This window comes from Pseudomonas sp. CH61 (assembly GCF_059429415.1).
On the sequence record NZ_CM182098.1, the window covers coordinates 3,516,062 to 3,533,176 of the forward strand.

Genomic DNA, 17,115 nt, shown 5'->3' on the forward strand with positions numbered 1-17,115 from the left:
AGCATCCCCCAATCAGTCCCCTCTCCCTCTGGGAGAGGGCTAGGGTGAGGGGCTTTTCAGGCTGTCAGATCCGGAACTGACCGACGAGTTTGCCAAGGCGCTGCCCCAGCTCCGCCAGACTGCGCGACGTCTGCGCACCCAACTGCGTTTCATCGGCCACGCTGTCCACCGCCACCGCAATCTGATGCACGCTGCGGTTGATCTCTTCGGCCACCGCCGTCTGCTCCTCCGCCGCGCTGGCAATCTGCGCGTTCATCGAGTTGATCGTCGCGATCAGCTCGGCCATCGCATCCAGCGACGCCCCGGCCTGATTGGCTTGCTGTGAAGTGCCGTCACCCGCCTCGCTGGAGCGGCGCATCGCCTCGACCGCCGACTGCGTGCCCGCCTGCAAGCGATCGATCATGCCCTGAATTTCCTGGGTGCTGATCTGCGTTCGACTGGCCAACGCCCGTACTTCGTCCGCCACCACGGCAAAGCCGCGCCCGGCTTCACCAGCCCGCGCCGCTTCAATCGCCGCGTTCAATGCCAGCAGGTTGGTCTGCTCGGCAATCGAACGAATCACCCCGAGCACGCCGACAATCGACGTCACGTCCTGCTGCAGGCTGTCGAGCGACACGCCGCTGCTACGAATATCATCGACCAAGGCATGAATCTGTTTGATGCTGCCGGCCACCACACGCTTGGCGCTCTGGCCTTCTTCGTCGGTCTGCTGGGCGGCGACAGCGGCGTTCTGCGCGCTCTTCGCTACTTCTTGTGCGGCGGCGGACATTTCATTGATGGCGGTGGCGACTTGATCGGTTTCGTGACGCTGACGCTCCATCGCCTGATCCGAACGCTGGGCCTGATCTGACACCTGCGTCACCAGCCCGGTCAGTTGCGTGGTCATCTCGGTGATCTGCCGCACCAGGCCATGGATCTTGTCGACGAAGCGATTGAACGAGCCGGCCAGTTCGCCGAGTTCGTCCTGGCTGGTGATGTTCAGTCGACGGGTCAGATCGCCCTCGCCCGCCGCGATGTCATCGAGGTTGGCCTTCATCAAATTCAGCGGACGCAAAATGGTATTGGCCAGCAGCATCCCCGCTGCCGCAATCACCAACAACACCACCACCGCCACGCCGACGATGCTCAGCACCACGCCTTGCACACGTTCCTGCACCTGCGCTTCGACCAGTGCCACTTGCGCTTCGATGCCGTCGAGGTTGACCGACGTACCGACGGCCATGTCCCATTTCGCCAGGTATTCGGTGTAACCGAGTTTCGGCACCAGCACCTTGGCATTCCCCGGCAGCGGCGAGCTGTATTGCAGATAGTGCGTGCCGTCCTTCGCCACTTTCACCAGACCGAGATTGACGTAGACGCCGTTCGGATCGCGGTTGTCCTTGAAGCTTTTGCCCACGCCTTCCGGGTCGTTGGCCTTGAACAGACGCACGGTCTCGGAGTCGTAGCCGAAGAAGTAGCCATCCTTGCCGTAGCGAATACCCGACAGCAGTTTGATCGCCTGCGCTCGCGCCTCGTTATCACCGGGAGCCGCCGCGTCGTACAGCGGTTTGATCGTGGTCATGGCCACGGCGACGTAACTTTGCAAAGTGGCTTTGGCATCGCCGAGCAGACGTTCGCGGGTCTGTTCGACCTCTTTGTGCGCCTGTTCCTGGAGGATGAACAGCGTGGTCAGGCTGATGACCAGCGCAAAGAGCAACACCGGGAGAACGGCGAGGGACAGGACTTTAGCCTTGAGGCTCAGGCGCATTGTGGGAGCTCACTCTTTTGGTTTTATTGGCGTGGTTAAAGGCTTTAACGGCACGCGCAAGCAAAAGTTGAGTCAGGGATTTCCCCAATCCCCTGTGGGAGCGAGCCTGCTCGCGAATGGGCCGGCTCAGTCACTCTCATTGTGAATGCCACCGCTTTCGCGAGCAGGCTCGCTCCCACAATTGGTATTTTGCAGATCAGAGGACCATCGCGGCCACCCAGCCGAACGCCAGCAGCGGCAGGTTGTAGTGCAGGAACGTCGGCACCACGGTGTCCCAGATGTGGTGATGCTGACCGTCGATATTCAGACCGGAGGTTGGGCCCAGCGTCGAATCCGAAGCAGGCGAACCGGCATCGCCCAGCGCGCCGGCGGTACCAACGATGCACACGATCGCGATCGGGCTGAAGCCCAGCTGCACACACAACGGTACGAAAATCACCGCCAGAATCGGTACGGTCGAGAAGGACGACCCAATGCCCATGGTCACCAGCAACCCCACCAGCAACATCATCAAGGCACCAATGCCCTTGCTGTGATCGATCCACGCCGCCGACGTTTGCACCAGCGTCTGCACTTCCCCGGTTGCCTTGATCACTTCGCCAAAACCGGAGGAGGCAATCATGATGAAGCCGATCATCGCCATCATCTTCATGCCTTCGGTGAACAGATCATCGGTCTCACGCCACTTGACGATGCCGGACGCCGAGAAGATCAGAAAGCCGACCAGCGCCCCGATAATCATCGAGTCCAGCAGCAACTGCACAATGAACGCGGCGGCAATCGCTACCCCGGCAATCGCCAGGCTCAGCGGGTTGTACTGCACCGCCACCTGTTCGACTTGCTCGATCTTCGCCAGGTCATAAACGCGTTTCTTGCGATAGCTGATAAAGGCAATGCCCAGCCCCACCAACATGCCCAGCGCCGGAATGCCCATGGCGTGGGTGACGTTGATGCCGCTGATGTCGACGCCGCTGCGCGCAACATTCGCCAACAAAATCTCGTTGAGGAAAATGTTACCGAAGCCCACCGGCAGGAACATGTACGGGGTGATCAGACCGAACGTCATGACGCAGGCGATCAAGCGGCGGTCGAGTTGCAGCTTGGTCAGTACATAGAGAAGCGGCGGCACCAGCAGCGGAATGAACGCGATGTGGATCGGCAGGATGTTCTGCGAAGCGATCGCCACCACCCACAGCAAGCCGATCAGCAGCCATTTGACGCTGCCACCGCCAGTCGCATGCTGGCGATCAACCATCGCCAGCGCCTTGTCAGCCAAGGCGTGGGCCAGGCCCGACTTGGCAATCGCCACGGCGAAAGCGCCGAGCAACGCGTAGGACAACGCCACCGTCGCCCCGCCGCCCAGGCCGCTGTTGAACGCCTTGAGCGTGGCGTCGATGCCCAGACCACCGGTCAGACCGCCAACCAGCGCGCCAACGATCAAAGCGATCACGACGTGCACGCGGGACAGGCTGAGCACCAGCATGACGCCGACCGCCGCTATGACTGCATTCATTTCACTTCCTCGAAAAACAATGCGGTGGAAAACCGACCGCCAGACAGAATGAGTCCGCCAAAGCTTAACCGGCGGATTTGCAAAGAGGGTCTTATTAGAAGGGCGCGCACTGTGCCGCAGAGTGGCCGCAGTGTCAAAGTGAGCGGGCGATTGATCGTTCCCACGCTCTGCGTGGGAATGCCTCAATGGACGCTCTGCGTCCGCTTTGGGACGCGGAGCGTCCGGGGCTGCATTCCCACGCAGAGCGTGGGAACGATCACGTACAAAGCATGACAGTGCGGCAATTGGTCATATTGAGTTTCAAGGATAAAGAAAGCCGATTTGCGGCCGTTACAGTGCAAAGTCTCAGATATTTATCGAATAAGGACGTCTCCATGTCGCTCAGACAACTTTCCATCCAATGGAAAATCACCCTGCTCGCCGGCCTCTGCCTGGCCGGTATCGTGACCCTGTTGGTGGGTCTTTCGCTGTATCGCATGGAGCACAGTTCTGCACTGGTGAAAGCTTCGAGCATGGAAATGCTCACCGAGTCGGCGCAAGCGCGCATCGAGTCGCAAGGTGAAGTGCAGGCTGCCGGCATTCGCCAGCAGTTCATGGACGCCTATCAATACGGCCACGGTTTCTCGCGCCAGGTTTTGTTCCTGCGTGAACAGGCCGAGAAACGCTTTCTCGATGCCTTCGACCTGCGCGAAGACATGACCCGTCAGGTCAAATCGGCGTTGCAGGCCAACCCTGACCTGCTCGGCCTGTCGCTGGTGTTCGAAGCCAACGCGCTGGACGGCAAGGATGAACTGTTCGCCGGTCAGGCTGAACTGGGCAGCAACGACAAGGGCCGTTTCGCCCTGTACTGGTCGCAACCAACACCGGGCAAAGTCACCTCGATGGCCCTACCGGAAAGCGACATGGCCGACACCAGCACCGGCCCCAGCGGCCAAGCCGCGAACGCCTGGTTCACCTGCCCGCGCGCTACGCTCAAGCCGTGTGTGATCGAACCCTACTTCTATGTGATCGACGGCCAGAACGTGCTGATGACCAGCATCGTCTTCCCGCTGATGGTCAACGGCAAAGTCATCGCTTCGCTGTCGGTCGACATCAACCTCAACAGCCTGCAAGCGATCAGTCAGGGCGCCAGCAAAAAGCTCTATGACGGTCAGACCGCCGTGAGCATCATCAGCCCCGCCGGCCTGCTCGCCGGTTACAGCCCGGATGCCGGCAAACTCAGTCAGCGTCTGGATGCCGTGGACAAAATCAGCGGCGCCGAACTGCTGAGCAAACTTGCCTCCACCAGCAGCGTCAGCAGCCTGCACAGCAACGGCCAGTTGAAAGTGCTGTCGCCGTTCCCGCCGATTCCCGGGGGCCCGTCGTGGGGCGTGTTGCTCGACGTACCGGAAAAGGTCCTGGTCAGCCGCGCCGAGGCGCTCAAGCAACAACTGGATGCCAGCAATAACTCGGGCACTTTGATCGAGCTGAGCCTTGGCGTGCTGGCGGCGTTGATCGGCCTGCTGCTGGTGTGGCTGATGGCGCGCAGCGTGACCAAACCGATCCTCGGCGTGGCGCACATGCTCGAAGACATCGCCAGCGGCGAAGGCGACCTGACCCGCCGTCTGGCCTACGACAAAAAGGACGAACTCGGTCAGTTGGCCGGTTGGTTCAACAAGTTCCTCGACAAGTTGCAGCCGATCATCGCCGAGGTGAAACGCTCGGTGCAGGATGCGCGCAACACCGCCGATCAGTCCTCAGCGATTGCGACCCAGACCAGCGCTGGCATGGAACAGCAATACCGTCAGGTCGATCAGGTCGCCACCGCATCCCACGAAATGAGCGCCACTGCGCAAGACGTCGCCCGCAGCGCCGCGCAGGCTGCCGAGGCGGCCAAGGATGCCGATCGCGCTACCCGTCAGGGCCTGACCGTGATCGACCGCACCACCGCCAGCATCGACACCCTCGCCGCCGACATGAGCGCAGCGATGGTGCAGGTCGAAGGCCTCGCCGCCAACAGCGAGAAAATCGGCGCGGTGCTGGAAACCATCCGCGCCATCGCCGAACAAACCAACCTGCTGGCGCTCAACGCCGCGATCGAAGCGGCGCGTGCCGGTGAGGCTGGCCGTGGTTTTGCCGTGGTCGCTGATGAGGTACGCAACCTCGCCCGCCGCACACAGGAATCGGTGGAAGAGACCCGTCAGGTCATTGAGCAACTGCAAACCGGTACGCAGGATGTGGTCGGGTCGATGGGCAACAGCCATCGTCAGGCTCAGGGCAGTGTCGAACAGGTTGGCCAAGCGGTGACTGCGTTGCGCCAGATTGGCGATGCGGTGACGGTGATCAGCGACATGAACCTGCAGATTGCCAGCGCCGCTGAAGAGCAAAGTGCGGTGGCTGAGGAGATCAACAATAACGTGGCGACGATTCGCGATGTCACCGAGTCGCTGTCCGGGCAGGCGAATGAGTCGGCGCGGGTGAGTCAGTCGCTCAATAGCCTGGCGAATCAGCAGCAGAGTTTGATGGATCAGTTTCGGGTTTGATTCTGGATTGGGGGGTGTCAGGTAGATCCTTACCCCCTCACCCCAGCCCTCTCCCCCAAGGGGGCGAGGGGGAAAGGGAGCCGATCTCCGTGCCATTCAAAACTTGAGTCCGACTCCATATTTCAGATCACGAGGATGCTTTCAAAATCTGAGTTCGGCTCGGCATTTCAGATCACGAGGATGCTTTCAAAATCTGAGTTCGGCTCGGTATTTCAGATCACGAGGATGCTTTCAAAATCTGAGTTCGGCTCGGTATTTCAGATCACGAGGATGCTTTCAAACCCTGAGTTCAGCTCGGTATCTCACGTCGGTGTACCTCGAACAAACACCTCGGTCAGTCCCCTCTCCCTCTGGGAGAGGGTTAGGGTGAGGGGCTTCTAAAAGGCTCACCGCCGAGGCAACTCGATCACCACCTTCAACCCGCCCCACTCACTCTCGCCCAACACCAGCAACCCGCCCCAGGTCTCGACAATATCGCGGACAATCCCCAGCCCCAGGCCATGCCCATGGGTCTGTTCATCCAGCCGCGTGCCACGACTGAATACCTGAGCGCGCTGTTCTTCGGGAATCCCCGGGCCGTCATCTTCCACGCTCAGGGCAAAGCCATCCGTACGTTCGATCACACTCAGACGCACCTCGGCGTCCGCCCACTTGCAGGCGTTGTCCAAAAGATTGCCGAGCAACTCGAGCAAATCCTCTCGATCCCACGGCAACTGCAACCCCGCCGGCGCGACATAACTCAACGCCAAATGCTCGCCATGAATCATGTTCAACGTCGCCAACAACCCCGGCAGCTCCGCATCGCAATCAAACAGCGCCCCCGGCAGTGCATCACCGGACAGCCGTGCCCGGTTCAATTCACGATTGAGCCGCTGCTGCACCTGCTCCAGCTGTTCCTTGAGGACCTTGCGCAGCTCGGGATGGGCATCGAGTTTTTCGCTGGACGCCAGGCTCAACAACACCGCCAGCGGCGTTTTCAACGCATGCCCGAGATTGCCCAAGGCATTGCGTGAACGCTTGAGACTGTCTTCGGTGTGCGCGAGCAAATGGTTGATCTGCGCCACCAGCGGTTCCAGCTCCACCGGTACCTGATCATCGAGTTGTGAACGCTGGCCCTGCTGCAATTGCGCGATCTGTTCGCGGGCCTTTTCCAGCGGCTTCAACGCGCGGCGTACGGTCAAGCGCTGCAAGAACAGAATCAGCAGCAACGCCGCCAGCCCAAGGCCGAGGCCGATCTGACGCATGCGCTGAAAGCTCTCGCGCACCGGCGTGTAATCCTGCGCGACGCTGATCGAAATCGACTGGCCCAGGCGTCGATAGTCTGAACGCAGCACCAGCAATTGCTGGCCGTCCGGGCCCAGTTGCAGATTGCTGTGCAGACCGGGATGGTCGAGCAGCGGCAGGTCCTGATCCCACAACGAGCGTGAACGCCAATGGCTGTCGGCAAAATCGATACGGAAATAATGCCCGGAAAACGGTCGCTGATAGGCCGGCGACAGATGCCGCTCATCCAGTTGCAAGCCTTGCGGTCCGCGCACCAATGCCACCAGCAAACTTTCGCTGTCGTTGCGCAAACCGGCTTCGAGATAACGCTGCAAACCCACTTCGAACAACCACAGACTGGTTTGCGCCACCACTACACCGACGACCACCATCACGCTGATCAAACCCAGGCTCAAGCGGCGCTGGATCGACCTCACGAAGCTTGCCCGCCGAACAGGTAACCCTGGCCGCGACGGGTTTCGATCACGCTTTTGCCGAGCTTGCGGCGCAAGTGATTGACGTGCACTTCGAGGACGTTGGAGTCGCGCTCGGTTTCACCATCGTAAAGGTGTTCGGCGAGGTGGCTTTTGGAGAGGATCTGCTCCGGATGCAGCATGAAATAGCGCAGCAGACGGAATTCGGCGGCGGTCAGTTGAATGTCGGCGCCATCGCGAACCACGCACTGGCGGCCCTCGTCCAGATGCAGCCCCGCAGCCTGCAAGGTCGGTTGATTGGACTGGCCCTTGGAGCGGCGCAACAGCGATTGAATGCGCAACTGCAACTCTTCGGGGTGGAACGGTTTGGTCAGGTAATCGTCGGCACCGGCTTTCAGACCTTCGATGCGCTCGGCCCAGGAATCGCGCGCCGTGAGGATCAACACCGGAATCGCCAGGCCGCCGGCACGCCACTGCGCCAGCACTTCAAGCCCCGGCACGCCGGGCAGGCCGAGGTCGAGAATGATCAGGTCATACGGCTCGCTGCTGCCCTGATACAGCGCATCACGACCGTCCGCCAGCCAATCCACCGCATAACCCTGGCGTTGCAGGCCGGCGAGCAGTTCGTCGGCCAGCGGTACGTGGTCTTCCACCAAAAGCAAACGCATCGATCAATCTTCCTTGTCTTTCACCAGTTCGCCGGTATCGGCCTTCAAGTGCAGCTCTCGGGCGACACCTTCGACGGTCAGCAACTCGACTTCATAAATGTAGACGTCGTGTTTTTCTTCCAGCTCGACTTCCAGCAGTTTCGCGCCGGGATAGCGATCCATCGCCTGCTGCAGCACTTGCTCCAGCGGCAGGATCACGCCCTGCTTGCGCAAATTGAGCGCTTCGTCCGGGCCGAGGTCGCGAGCCATCGCCGTCGAGCAACACATTACCAGCGCCAACGCCGTGCGGCGGGTGGCGCGAACATTAACCTTCATTACGTATCCTGATGATCCTTGAGAACCTGCCCAGTCACCGCGTCTAATTCCAGATCCCACTCCAGCCCCTGCGGATCACGAATTTCGATCTGGTAGATGTACTTGCCGTACTGCTCTTCCAGCTCGGTGCCGGTGATCGTAGAGCCCGGATGTTTGGCCAGCGCGGTGGCGTTGAGCTTCTCGAAGGAGACGATAGTACCAGCGTCGCGCAGACGCAGGGCTTCGTCAGGGCCGAGATCGCGGGCGTGAACAGTGCTGGCAGTGAGACCGATGATCGAGGCAATGGACAGGGCAGTCAGGGTTTTCATGGTGTCTCCGTATTTTTATGTGTTGCTTAACGGTGGGCACCTTAACGGGATCAACTTAACTGAAACTGAATTGCCATCATTGCTCTGAATCAACATACAACCCCTGTAGGAGTGAGCCTGCTCGCGATAGCGGTCTATCAGTCAAATAAGTGTTAACTGACACACCGCTATCGCGAGCAGGCTCACTCCTACAAGGTTTTGTAACATGTGCTTATAATTGTTCGCTTGCTAACGATCGAGACCGGTATGACCGACATCCACATCAAATTCCCCGCCCTCACCCTCAAGGCCGGCCCACGCGCCATGGCGCGCATTCGTGCCCAGGGTTTGAACGCCGCCGACGTCGGTACCCTGCCCGGCGCTGCCGGTGGGCCGAAGGCGTTGGGGATTCAGGGGCTGGATCTGGCGTTGTTCGGTGAATGGCTGCCGAGCGCGCCACGTGAACGCTCGCTGATCGGCGCCTCGGTAGGTTCCTGGCGCTTCGCCAGTGCCTGTCTGCCGGACGCCGCCGAAGGCATCCGTCGTCTCGGCCATCTGTACGCCGAGCAGAACTTCAACAAAGGCGTGACCATGGCCGAGATCAGTCAGAGCTCGCAACGCATGCTCAATGACCTGCTCGACGGCCGCGACGCGAGCATCCTCGACAACGCCCATTACCGCTTGAACATCATGGTGGTGAAAAGTCAGGGACGTCTGGCCGATGACCATCGCGGGCGACTAGGTCTGGCACTGGGCTCGGTGATCGCCGACAACCTGCGCGGCCGCGCGCGTCTGTCGCGGCACTTCGAACGGCTGATCATCCACGACCCGCGCCTCGCCCCGCCGGTGAATGCGCTGAACGATTTCCCGTCGCGCTTCGTCGCCCTGAATGTCGGCAACCTGCGCCAGGCCCTGCTCGCCTCGGGTTCGATCCCGATGGTCATGGAAGGCGTGCGCGATCTGCCGGGCGCCGGTGCCGGCACGTTCCGCGACGGTGGTCTGCTCGACTATCATCTGGATCTGCCCTACAGCGGCGACGGCATCGTGCTCTATCCGCACTTCACTGATCGAGTGATTCCCGGCTGGTTCGACAAGACTCTGCCATGGCGCAAGGCCTCGGTGGAGCGCTTGCAGGACGTGCTGTTGCTTGCACCGTCGAAGGAATATCTGGCGCGCCTGCCCTACGGCAAACTGCCCGACCGCAATGACTTCAAACGCTTCATGGGTGATGCGCCGGGCCGGCAGAAATACTGGCACGCGGCGATGGACGAAAGCCGCCGCCTCGGCGATGAATTCCTCGAACTGACTGCCAATGGTCGCCTCGCCGAGCGCTTGCTGACCCTTTAGTCAGCACGGCCAAACACAAGCTGGTAAACTCGCCGCCTGCCCGAATCGCTGCGGCGAACGCCATCTGAACAGAGCCGAAAATACTGTGGAAATCTTCAAGGAATTTACTTTCGAATCCGCCCACCGCCTGCCGCATGTCCCGGACGGCCACAAGTGCGGGCGTCTGCACGGTCACTCGTTCAAAGTGGCGCTTCACCTCAGCGGCGACCTTGATCCGCACACCGGCTGGATCCGCGATTTCTCCGAGATCAAAGCGATCTTCAAGCCGCTGTACGAACGTCTCGATCACAACTATTTGAACGACATTCCCGGTCTGGAAAACCCGACCAGCGAAGTGCTGGCCAAATTCATCTGGAATGAAATGAAGCCGTTGCTGCCGGAACTGAGCGCGATCCGTATTCACGAGACGTGCACCAGCGGTTGCATCTATCGCGGTGAGTAACTTCTAACACCCCAACTATCCCTGTGGGAGCGAGCCTGCTCGCGAAAGCGGTGTGTCAGCCGACATTGATATCGACTGATACGCCCTCTTCGCGAGCAGGCTCGCTCCCACAAGGAAACAGTGTTTTGCCAGAGAACAGCCTTCACGGCTGTTTTTTTACGCCTATGCTTTTTGGCTCCCACCCGCCAAGAGGACAAGCCCATGACGGACTGGCTGCTGGATCAGGTCTTTGACTTCAATGGCCGACAGGTGCGTTACGCCGTACACGGCGACGGCCCGCCGCTGGTGTTCGTGCATGGCACGCCGTTTTCGTCGTACGTGTGGCACCGGATTGCACCGCATTTTTTCGCCAGCCATCGTGTGCATTACTTCGATCTGCTGGGCTACGGGCTCTCCGAGCAGGCCGACTCCGATGTTTCCCTCGGTGTGCAAAATCAACTCTTGGCGCAGTTGCTCGACCACTGGAATCTGCAACGCCCGGATATCGTGGCTCACGACTTTGGCGGCGCCACTGTGCTGCGTACGCATCTGCTCAACGGCAAGGATTATCGCAGCCTGACGCTGATCGATCCGGTGGCGCTGACGCCGTGGGGTTCGCCGTTCGTGCAGCATGTTCGTCAGCATGAAGCGGCCTTCAGCGGCCTGCCCGATTACATCCAGCGCGCCATCGTGCCGACCTATATTCGCGGGGCGATTCACCGGGATATTCCTGACGACGAACTCGCTCCCTATGTACAACCGTGGCTCGGCGATCCGGGGCAAGCGGCGTTCTATCGGCAGATTGCGCAGATGGACGAACGCTACACCCGCGAGGCCGAACCGCTGTACCCGACAATTCGCTGCCCGGTGCAGATTCTCTGGGGCGAAGACGATCAGTGGATTCCCATCGAGCGTGGCCGGGCGTTACATCAGATGATCCCCGGATCACAATTCCAGCCGATTGCCAACGCCGGCCACCTCGTCCAGGAAGACGCCCCCGAAGCCATCGTCGCCGCCCTGCTGCGCTTCCTCTGACAGGCCCCAAATGCCCCTGACACCGATCGTTCCCACGCTCTGCGTGGGAATGCCTCAACGGACGCTCCGCGTTCGGCCTTCGATAGGGACGCGGAGCGTCCCGGGCTGCATTCCCACGCAGAGCGTGGGAACGATCTAAACAAGATCAAAAGATCGCAGCCTTCGGCAGCTCCTACATTGGGGCTCCGGTGTATTCAGGTGCACTGTTTTCGCGCTTGCCGACGCGACTCGTCTATACATAACCCGCGCCAACCGGCATTTGGCACGACCACTGCAACCCTCCCCCGCGTCTCCTCTCTTCCAGCAAGGACCGCCCCATGACGCAGAACGATCCCGGCAACGATTACCCCCTCAGCGAAGTCCCCATGCACGCGCGCAAAGGCCTCGCCTCCACGGCCATGGTGTTACTGGGCTTCACGTTTTTCACCGCGACCATGTTTGCCGGCGGCAAGCTCGGCGTGGCGTTCAGTTTTGGCGAGATGATGGCGGTGATCATCGTCGGCAATCTGCTGCTGGGTCTGTATGCGGCGGGCCTGGGTTACATCGCTTTCAAGAGCGGCCTCAACTCGGTACTGATGGGGCGTTTCTGTTTCGGCGAAGTCGGCAGCAAGCTCAGCGACCTGATCCTCGGTTTCACCCAGATCGGCTGGTACGCCTGGGGCACGGCGACCGCAGCCGTAGTCATCGGCAAATACTTCGATCTCGATGAAGGCACGGTACTCGGGCTGATGGTGTTGTTCGGCCTGATGTTCTGCGCCACGGCCTATGTCGGTTATCGCGGACTGGAGATTCTGTCGTACATCGCGGTGCCGGCGATGATGTTGCTGCTGATGCTGTCGATGTGGGTGGCGACGGTGAAAGTCGGTGGGTTCGAGGGGTTGCTCAGCGTGGTGCCGAGCGGATCGCTGGACTGGTCGACGGCGATAACCCTGGTGTTCGGCACCTTCGTCAGTGGCGCCACTCAGGCGACTAACTGGACACGTTTCTCGCGTTCGGCGCGCGTCGCGGTGCTGGCCAGTCTGATCGGTTTTTTCATCGGCAATGGCCTGATGGTATTGATCGGCGCGTACGGCGCCATCGTCTATCAACAACCGGACGTGGTTGAAGTGCTGCTGTTGCAAGGTTTCGCCATGGCCGCGATGGCCATGCTGTTGCTGAACATCTGGAGCACTCAGGACAACACCATCTACAACTTCGCCGTCGCTGGTTGCAACCTGCTGCGCACCGGCCGACGCAAAACCGTGACCCTCGCCGGCGCAGTGATCGGCACCCTGCTCGCCTTGCTCGGTATGTACGACATGCTGGTGCCGTACCTGATTCTGCTCGGCACGGTGATTCCGCCGATTGGCGGAGTGATCATGGCGGACTTTTTCTACCGCTGGCGCGGGCACTATCCGCGTCTGGCCGACGCACGGTTGCCGGCGTTCAACTGGCCGGGACTCGGGGCCTATGCGGTCGGCACCGTCGCCGCGTTCAACTCGCCGTGGGTTGCGCCGCTGGTAGGGATCGCTGCTGCCGCGCTAACGTATGTCATCGTCACCGGCGTGCTCGGCGCACGCAGCGCGGCCGCGCCACTCCAAGACCTATAAAAAAGGATTCGCCTGATGCACATCATCAACGCCCGTTTGCGCAACCAGGAAGGTTTGCACGAGTTGCACCTTGAAGACGGTCTGATCCGCAGCATCGCCCGGCAGACCGAAGCGCCGACCCTCGGCCCGGATGACCTCGACGCCGGCGGCAATCTGGTGGTGCCGCCCTTCGTCGAGCCGCACATTCACCTCGACGCCACCCTCACCGCTGGCGAGCCGCGCTGGAACATGAGCGGCACGCTGTTCGAAGGCATCGAGTGCTGGGGCGAGCGCAAGGTCACCATCACCGAAGAAGATACCAAGACCCGCGCCAAGAAGACCATTCAGACATTGGCGGCCCACGGCATCCAGCACGTGCGCACCCACGTTGACGTCACCGACCCGCAACTCACCGCACTGAAAGCCATGCTCGAAGTGCGCGAGGAAAGCCGTCACCTCATCGACCTGCAAATCGTCGCGTTCCCACAGGAAGGCATCGAGTCGTTCCGCAATGGCCGCGAGCTGATGGAAGAGTCGATCCGCATGGGCGCGGACGTGGTCGGCGGGATTCCGCATTTCGAGTACACCCGCGATCAGGGTGTCAGTTCAGTGAAGTTCCTGATGGACCTGGCCGAGCGCACCGGTTGCCTGGTCGACGTGCATTGCGACGAGACCGACGACCCGCACTCACGCTTTCTTGAAGTACTCGCCGAAGAAGCACGCAGCCGCGACATGGGCGCTCTCGTCACCGCCAGCCACACCACGGCGATGGGCTCCTACGACAACGCCTACTGCGCGAAATTGTTTCGTCTGCTCGGGCATTCCGGGATCAGTTTTGTCTCCTGCCCGACCGAAAGCATTCACCTGCAAGGGCGCTTCGACAACTTTCCGAAACGCCGTGGCGTGACCCGCGTGAATGAGCTGCTCGAAGCAGGGATGAACGTGTGTTTCGGCCAGGATTCCATCGTCGATCCATGGTATCCGCTGGGCAACGGCAACATCCTGCGCGTGCTCGAAGCCGGACTGCACATCTGCCATATGCTCGGTTACCGCAACCTGCAAAGTGCGCTGGATCTGGTCACCGACAACAGCGCCAAAGCAATGCATTTGGGTGAGCTATATGGCCTGGAACAGGGGCGTCCGGCGAATCTGCTGATTCTCTCGGCGGACAGCGATTACGAGGTGATCCGCAGTCAGGGCTTGCCGTTGTATTCGATTCGCGGTGGCAAGGTGTTGATGAAGCGGCAGATGCCGGTGGTGGAATTCAGTGGTGAGCTGACCTGAGATCTGTGTCGGGGCTGATGGCCTCATCGCTGGCAAGCCAGCTTCCACAAGGATCTATGGCGCACCACAGATCCAATGTAGGAGTGAGCCTGCTCGCGATAGCGGACTGGCATTCAATACAGATGTTGCCTGATCTACTGCTATCGCGAGCAGGCTCACTCCTACAGGGGTTCAGTGGCGTACACAAATGAGTGTTCAACACAAAACCCTGTGGGAGTCTGGCTTGCCAGCGATGACGGTTTTGAATTCAGTCCATCAACCGCGCCGTACCGAACAGTCTGACGCGCAGCAATTCACCGTCTGCTGCTTCGAGCAAAATCGGTGCCGTGCCACCGGGCATGACCACTTGCACTTCTCCTGCGGCAACCCAACCCACCCGCCATACCGCGCACGCTACCGCACTGGCACTGGTGCCGGAAGCCGCCGTCGGCCCCTCACCGCGTTCGAACACCCGGGCGAGGATTTTCTGTGGTGATTCCAGCACTGCCCATTGCAGATTGACGCCTGCCGGGCATGGATCTCCGGCGCCGGTCGGCATGGCGTAGGCGATTTCGGTCAGGCCTTTGTTCAGGGGTGATTCACGCATTTGCTCGTTGCTCGGCAAAGCAGCCGCATCGCTGAGCAGCGTTACGCAATGCGGGTTGCCGATACGCACGAATTGGCTGTGTCCCCAGGCAGGATCAAGTTGTGCCAACGGTTGGACGTGGCTCACTTGCTGACCGTTGAACGCAATGCCGTCAACAGTCTGTGCACCGACGGCATCCGGCCCGAAACCGGGTTGGCCAAGGTCGAGCCAGTAACCTTGAACACCTTCGACTTCAGCCGGTTTCACCGAGGTTTCCACCGCGTCACCCTTGTCATGATGCACGCGCAACAACGCGCCCTCCTCCGGCATCAAGCCTTGTTCGGTCAGCGCCTGCGAGAAAATCGTCAGGCCATTGCCGCTGCGCTCGGCGAGCGTACCGTCGGTGTTGACGATCAATACGTCGAACGGCGCCGACGTCTGGAATGGGCCGATCAGCAGGCCGTCGCTGCGATGGGATTTGCTGGTCGCCGGGCGTTGGTCTTCGGGCCAGTCGCAGCACAGCGTGATGGCGGCGCGGCTCCAGGCCTGTTTCGACGCAGCACACTGCGCGGCACTGGCCGGTAAATCAATGCCCGCCTCGCGCAATGACTGCGGCGAAATCACCCCGTAAATATTGCCCCGTGCATCGTAGAACTGCGTCATCACCGGCCCTTGCTGTTAGATTCCCTCAAGCCTCCACTGTAAAACGCAATCCCTTGTGGGAGCGAGCCTGCTCGCGAATGCAGTGTGTCAGTCGATATATTTTTCAGCTGACACTGCGCCTTCGCGAGCAGGCTCGCTCCCACAGGGGGATGTGCATGACCGCTTATTGGTGAGTCTCCATTCCCACAGGTTACGATGTTGCCTGTACTTCCCCGAATGGCCGGCGATCGAACCTCATCGCTGAATCACTGTCCTTCGGGGACGCGAAGTTTTTTGCCAAGGATCGATATGACCAGCCTCAACCCTCAAGACAGCTTCGTCCCCGGACGCCTGCAACAGATGTCTACGCGCATCGCCTTTTTCATCGCTGGGCTCGGCATTGCCGCGTGGGCGCCCTTGGTGCCGTACGCCAAAGCGCGCGCCGGACTCGATGAAGGCACGTTGGGTTTGCTGTTGTTGTGCTTGGGGGTCGGTTCGATTCTGGCGATGCCGCTGGCGGGGATTCTGGCCACACGCTTCGGCTGTCGCCGCGTCGCCACCGGCGGCACGTTGTTGATCTGCGCGGCGCTGCCGTTACTGGCGACGGTGTCGTCGATACCGGCGCTGATCGCCACGCTGTTCATGTTTGGCGCCGGCCTCGGCACGGTGGATTCGACGGTGAACCTGCAAGCCGTTATCGTCGAGCGCGCCAGCGGCAAGAACATGATGTCGGGTTTCCACGGCTTGTTCAGTCTCGGCGGGATTGTCGGCGCGGCGGGTGTCAGTGCCTTGCTCGGCCTGGGTTTGACGCCACTGGCCGCCATGCTGGTGGTGGTCGTCGTGCTGATCGCGGCGTTGTTCAAGTGCGTGCCGCACATGTTGCCCTACGGCAGTGAAAGCTCGGGCCCGGCATTCGCCATCCCGCACGGCATCGTGCTGTTTATCGGCGGGATGTGCTTCATCGTCTTTCTCACCGAAGGCGCGGCACTGGACTGGAGCGCGGTGTTTCTGGCGCAGGAACGCGGGATCGACACGGCGTACGCGGGGTTGGGTTATGCGGCGTTTGCCCTGACCATGACGGCCGGGCGTTTGATGGGTGACCGGATTGTGCGGATTGTCGGTGCAACGCGGATCATTCTGTTTGGTGGTCTGTTGGCAGCGGCCGGTTTGTTTCTGGCGACATTTGCACCGAGCTGGGAAGCGGCGCTGGTCGGTTATGCGCTGGTCGGCGCGGGCTGCTCGAACATCGTGCCGGTGCTGTACACGGCGGTAGGCAAGCAGACGGTGATGCCGGAGAGCATCGCCGTGCCGGCGATTACCACGCTCGGTTATGCCGGGATTCTGGCCGGGCCGGCGGTGATCGGCTTTGTCGCCCATGCCAGCAGTCTGAGTTTCGCCTTTGGCTTGATGGCAGTGCTGTTGGTGGCGGTGGCCATTGGCGGGAAAGTTCTTAAAGTCTAAAAGCTTCGCGAGCAGGCTCGCTCCCACAGGATCTCAGTGATCC

14 protein-coding genes and 1 pseudogene are annotated in these 17,115 nt (G+C 60.7%); 8 read left to right on the top strand and 7 right to left on the bottom strand.

All coding sequences use genetic code 11. The features are described 5' to 3' along the window. Positions 1 to 64: 64 nt before the first annotated feature. On the bottom strand, positions 65 to 1,747 hold the full coding sequence (gene ctpM, locus AC5SEM_RS15660; RefSeq protein WP_123595127.1) for a methyl-accepting chemotaxis protein CtpM: 1,683 nt from the start codon (positions 1,745 to 1,747) through the stop codon (positions 65 to 67). Positions 1,748 to 1,943: 196 nt separating this feature from the next. Beyond that, the gene (locus tag AC5SEM_RS15665; RefSeq protein WP_495470754.1) at positions 1,944 to 3,260 is read right to left on the bottom strand and encodes a Na+/H+ antiporter family protein; all 1,317 of its coding nucleotides are present in this window, start codon (positions 3,258 to 3,260) and stop codon (positions 1,944 to 1,946) included. 1,517 nt (positions 3,261 to 4,777) lie between these two features. On the opposite strand from AC5SEM_RS15665, the pseudogene AC5SEM_RS15670 reads away from it, so the two are divergent. Beyond that, a pseudogene (locus AC5SEM_RS15670) lies at positions 4,778 to 4,924 on the top strand (HAMP domain-containing protein); the annotation flags it as partial. 102 nt (positions 4,925 to 5,026) lie between these two features. Next, entirely contained in the window at positions 5,027 to 5,782 is a 756-nt protein-coding gene (locus tag AC5SEM_RS15675; protein WP_371857720.1) for a methyl-accepting chemotaxis protein, read from the top strand. 386 nt (positions 5,783 to 6,168) lie between these two features. Here the strand turns inward: AC5SEM_RS15675 and AC5SEM_RS15680 are convergent, their stop codons facing one another. From AC5SEM_RS15680 to AC5SEM_RS15695, 4 genes are read right to left on the bottom strand one after another with little or no spacing between them, the layout of a single operon-like run. Beyond that, a complete protein-coding gene (locus AC5SEM_RS15680) occupies positions 6,169 to 7,482 on the bottom strand; it encodes a sensor histidine kinase (RefSeq protein WP_212621465.1) in 1,314 nt (437 codons plus the stop codon). Beyond that, positions 7,479 to 8,147 carry a response regulator transcription factor gene (locus tag AC5SEM_RS15685; protein ID WP_016986295.1) on the bottom strand — a complete coding sequence of 223 codons (669 nt, stop codon included), beginning with the start codon at positions 8,145 to 8,147 and terminating at the stop codon, positions 7,479 to 7,481. Before AC5SEM_RS15685 ends, AC5SEM_RS15680 begins: the two co-directional genes overlap by 4 nt. Before the next feature lie 3 nt (positions 8,148 to 8,150). Further along, on the bottom strand, positions 8,151 to 8,462 hold the full coding sequence (locus AC5SEM_RS15690) for a PepSY domain-containing protein (RefSeq protein ID WP_064118601.1): 312 nt from the start codon (positions 8,460 to 8,462) through the stop codon (positions 8,151 to 8,153). Beyond that, positions 8,462 to 8,770: a PepSY domain-containing protein gene (locus tag AC5SEM_RS15695; RefSeq protein WP_371044120.1), complete on the bottom strand. Its 309-nt coding sequence runs from the start codon at positions 8,768 to 8,770 to the stop codon at positions 8,462 to 8,464. The genes AC5SEM_RS15690 and AC5SEM_RS15695 overlap by 1 nt, the downstream gene beginning before the upstream one ends. Before the next feature lie 246 nt (positions 8,771 to 9,016). Between AC5SEM_RS15695 and AC5SEM_RS15700 the strand changes: the two genes are divergently transcribed. The 5 genes from AC5SEM_RS15700 (at position 9,017) to codA (ending at position 14,404) form a co-directional block, all read left to right on the top strand. Beyond that, on the top strand, positions 9,017 to 10,096 hold the full coding sequence (locus tag AC5SEM_RS15700) for a patatin-like phospholipase family protein (protein WP_495470755.1): 1,080 nt from the start codon (positions 9,017 to 9,019) through the stop codon (positions 10,094 to 10,096). 85 nt (positions 10,097 to 10,181) lie between these two features. Then, the gene (gene queD, locus AC5SEM_RS15705) at positions 10,182 to 10,538 is read left to right on the top strand and encodes a 6-carboxytetrahydropterin synthase QueD (RefSeq protein ID WP_007915588.1); all 357 of its coding nucleotides are present in this window, start codon (positions 10,182 to 10,184) and stop codon (positions 10,536 to 10,538) included. A gap of 201 nt (positions 10,539 to 10,739) precedes the next feature. Further along, entirely contained in the window at positions 10,740 to 11,552 is an 813-nt protein-coding gene (locus AC5SEM_RS15710) for an alpha/beta fold hydrolase (protein WP_495470756.1), read from the top strand. Between the two features lie 317 nt (positions 11,553 to 11,869). After that, complete coding sequence (gene codB / locus AC5SEM_RS15715; protein WP_495470757.1) at positions 11,870 to 13,141, top strand: cytosine permease; 1,272 nt, start codon at positions 11,870 to 11,872, stop codon at positions 13,139 to 13,141. 15 nt (positions 13,142 to 13,156) lie between these two features. After that, complete coding sequence (gene codA / locus AC5SEM_RS15720) at positions 13,157 to 14,404, top strand: cytosine deaminase (protein ID WP_495470758.1); 1,248 nt, start codon at positions 13,157 to 13,159, stop codon at positions 14,402 to 14,404. Between the two features lie 247 nt (positions 14,405 to 14,651). Here codA and AC5SEM_RS15725 read toward each other — a convergent pair whose 3' ends face one another. After that, entirely contained in the window at positions 14,652 to 15,632 is a 981-nt protein-coding gene (locus AC5SEM_RS15725; protein WP_495470759.1) for a diaminopimelate epimerase, read from the bottom strand. A gap of 288 nt (positions 15,633 to 15,920) precedes the next feature. Between AC5SEM_RS15725 and AC5SEM_RS15730 the strand changes: the two genes are divergently transcribed. Continuing rightward, the gene (locus AC5SEM_RS15730) at positions 15,921 to 17,072 is read left to right on the top strand and encodes an MFS transporter (protein ID WP_495470760.1); all 1,152 of its coding nucleotides are present in this window, start codon (positions 15,921 to 15,923) and stop codon (positions 17,070 to 17,072) included. Positions 17,073 to 17,115: the final 43 nt, after the last annotated feature.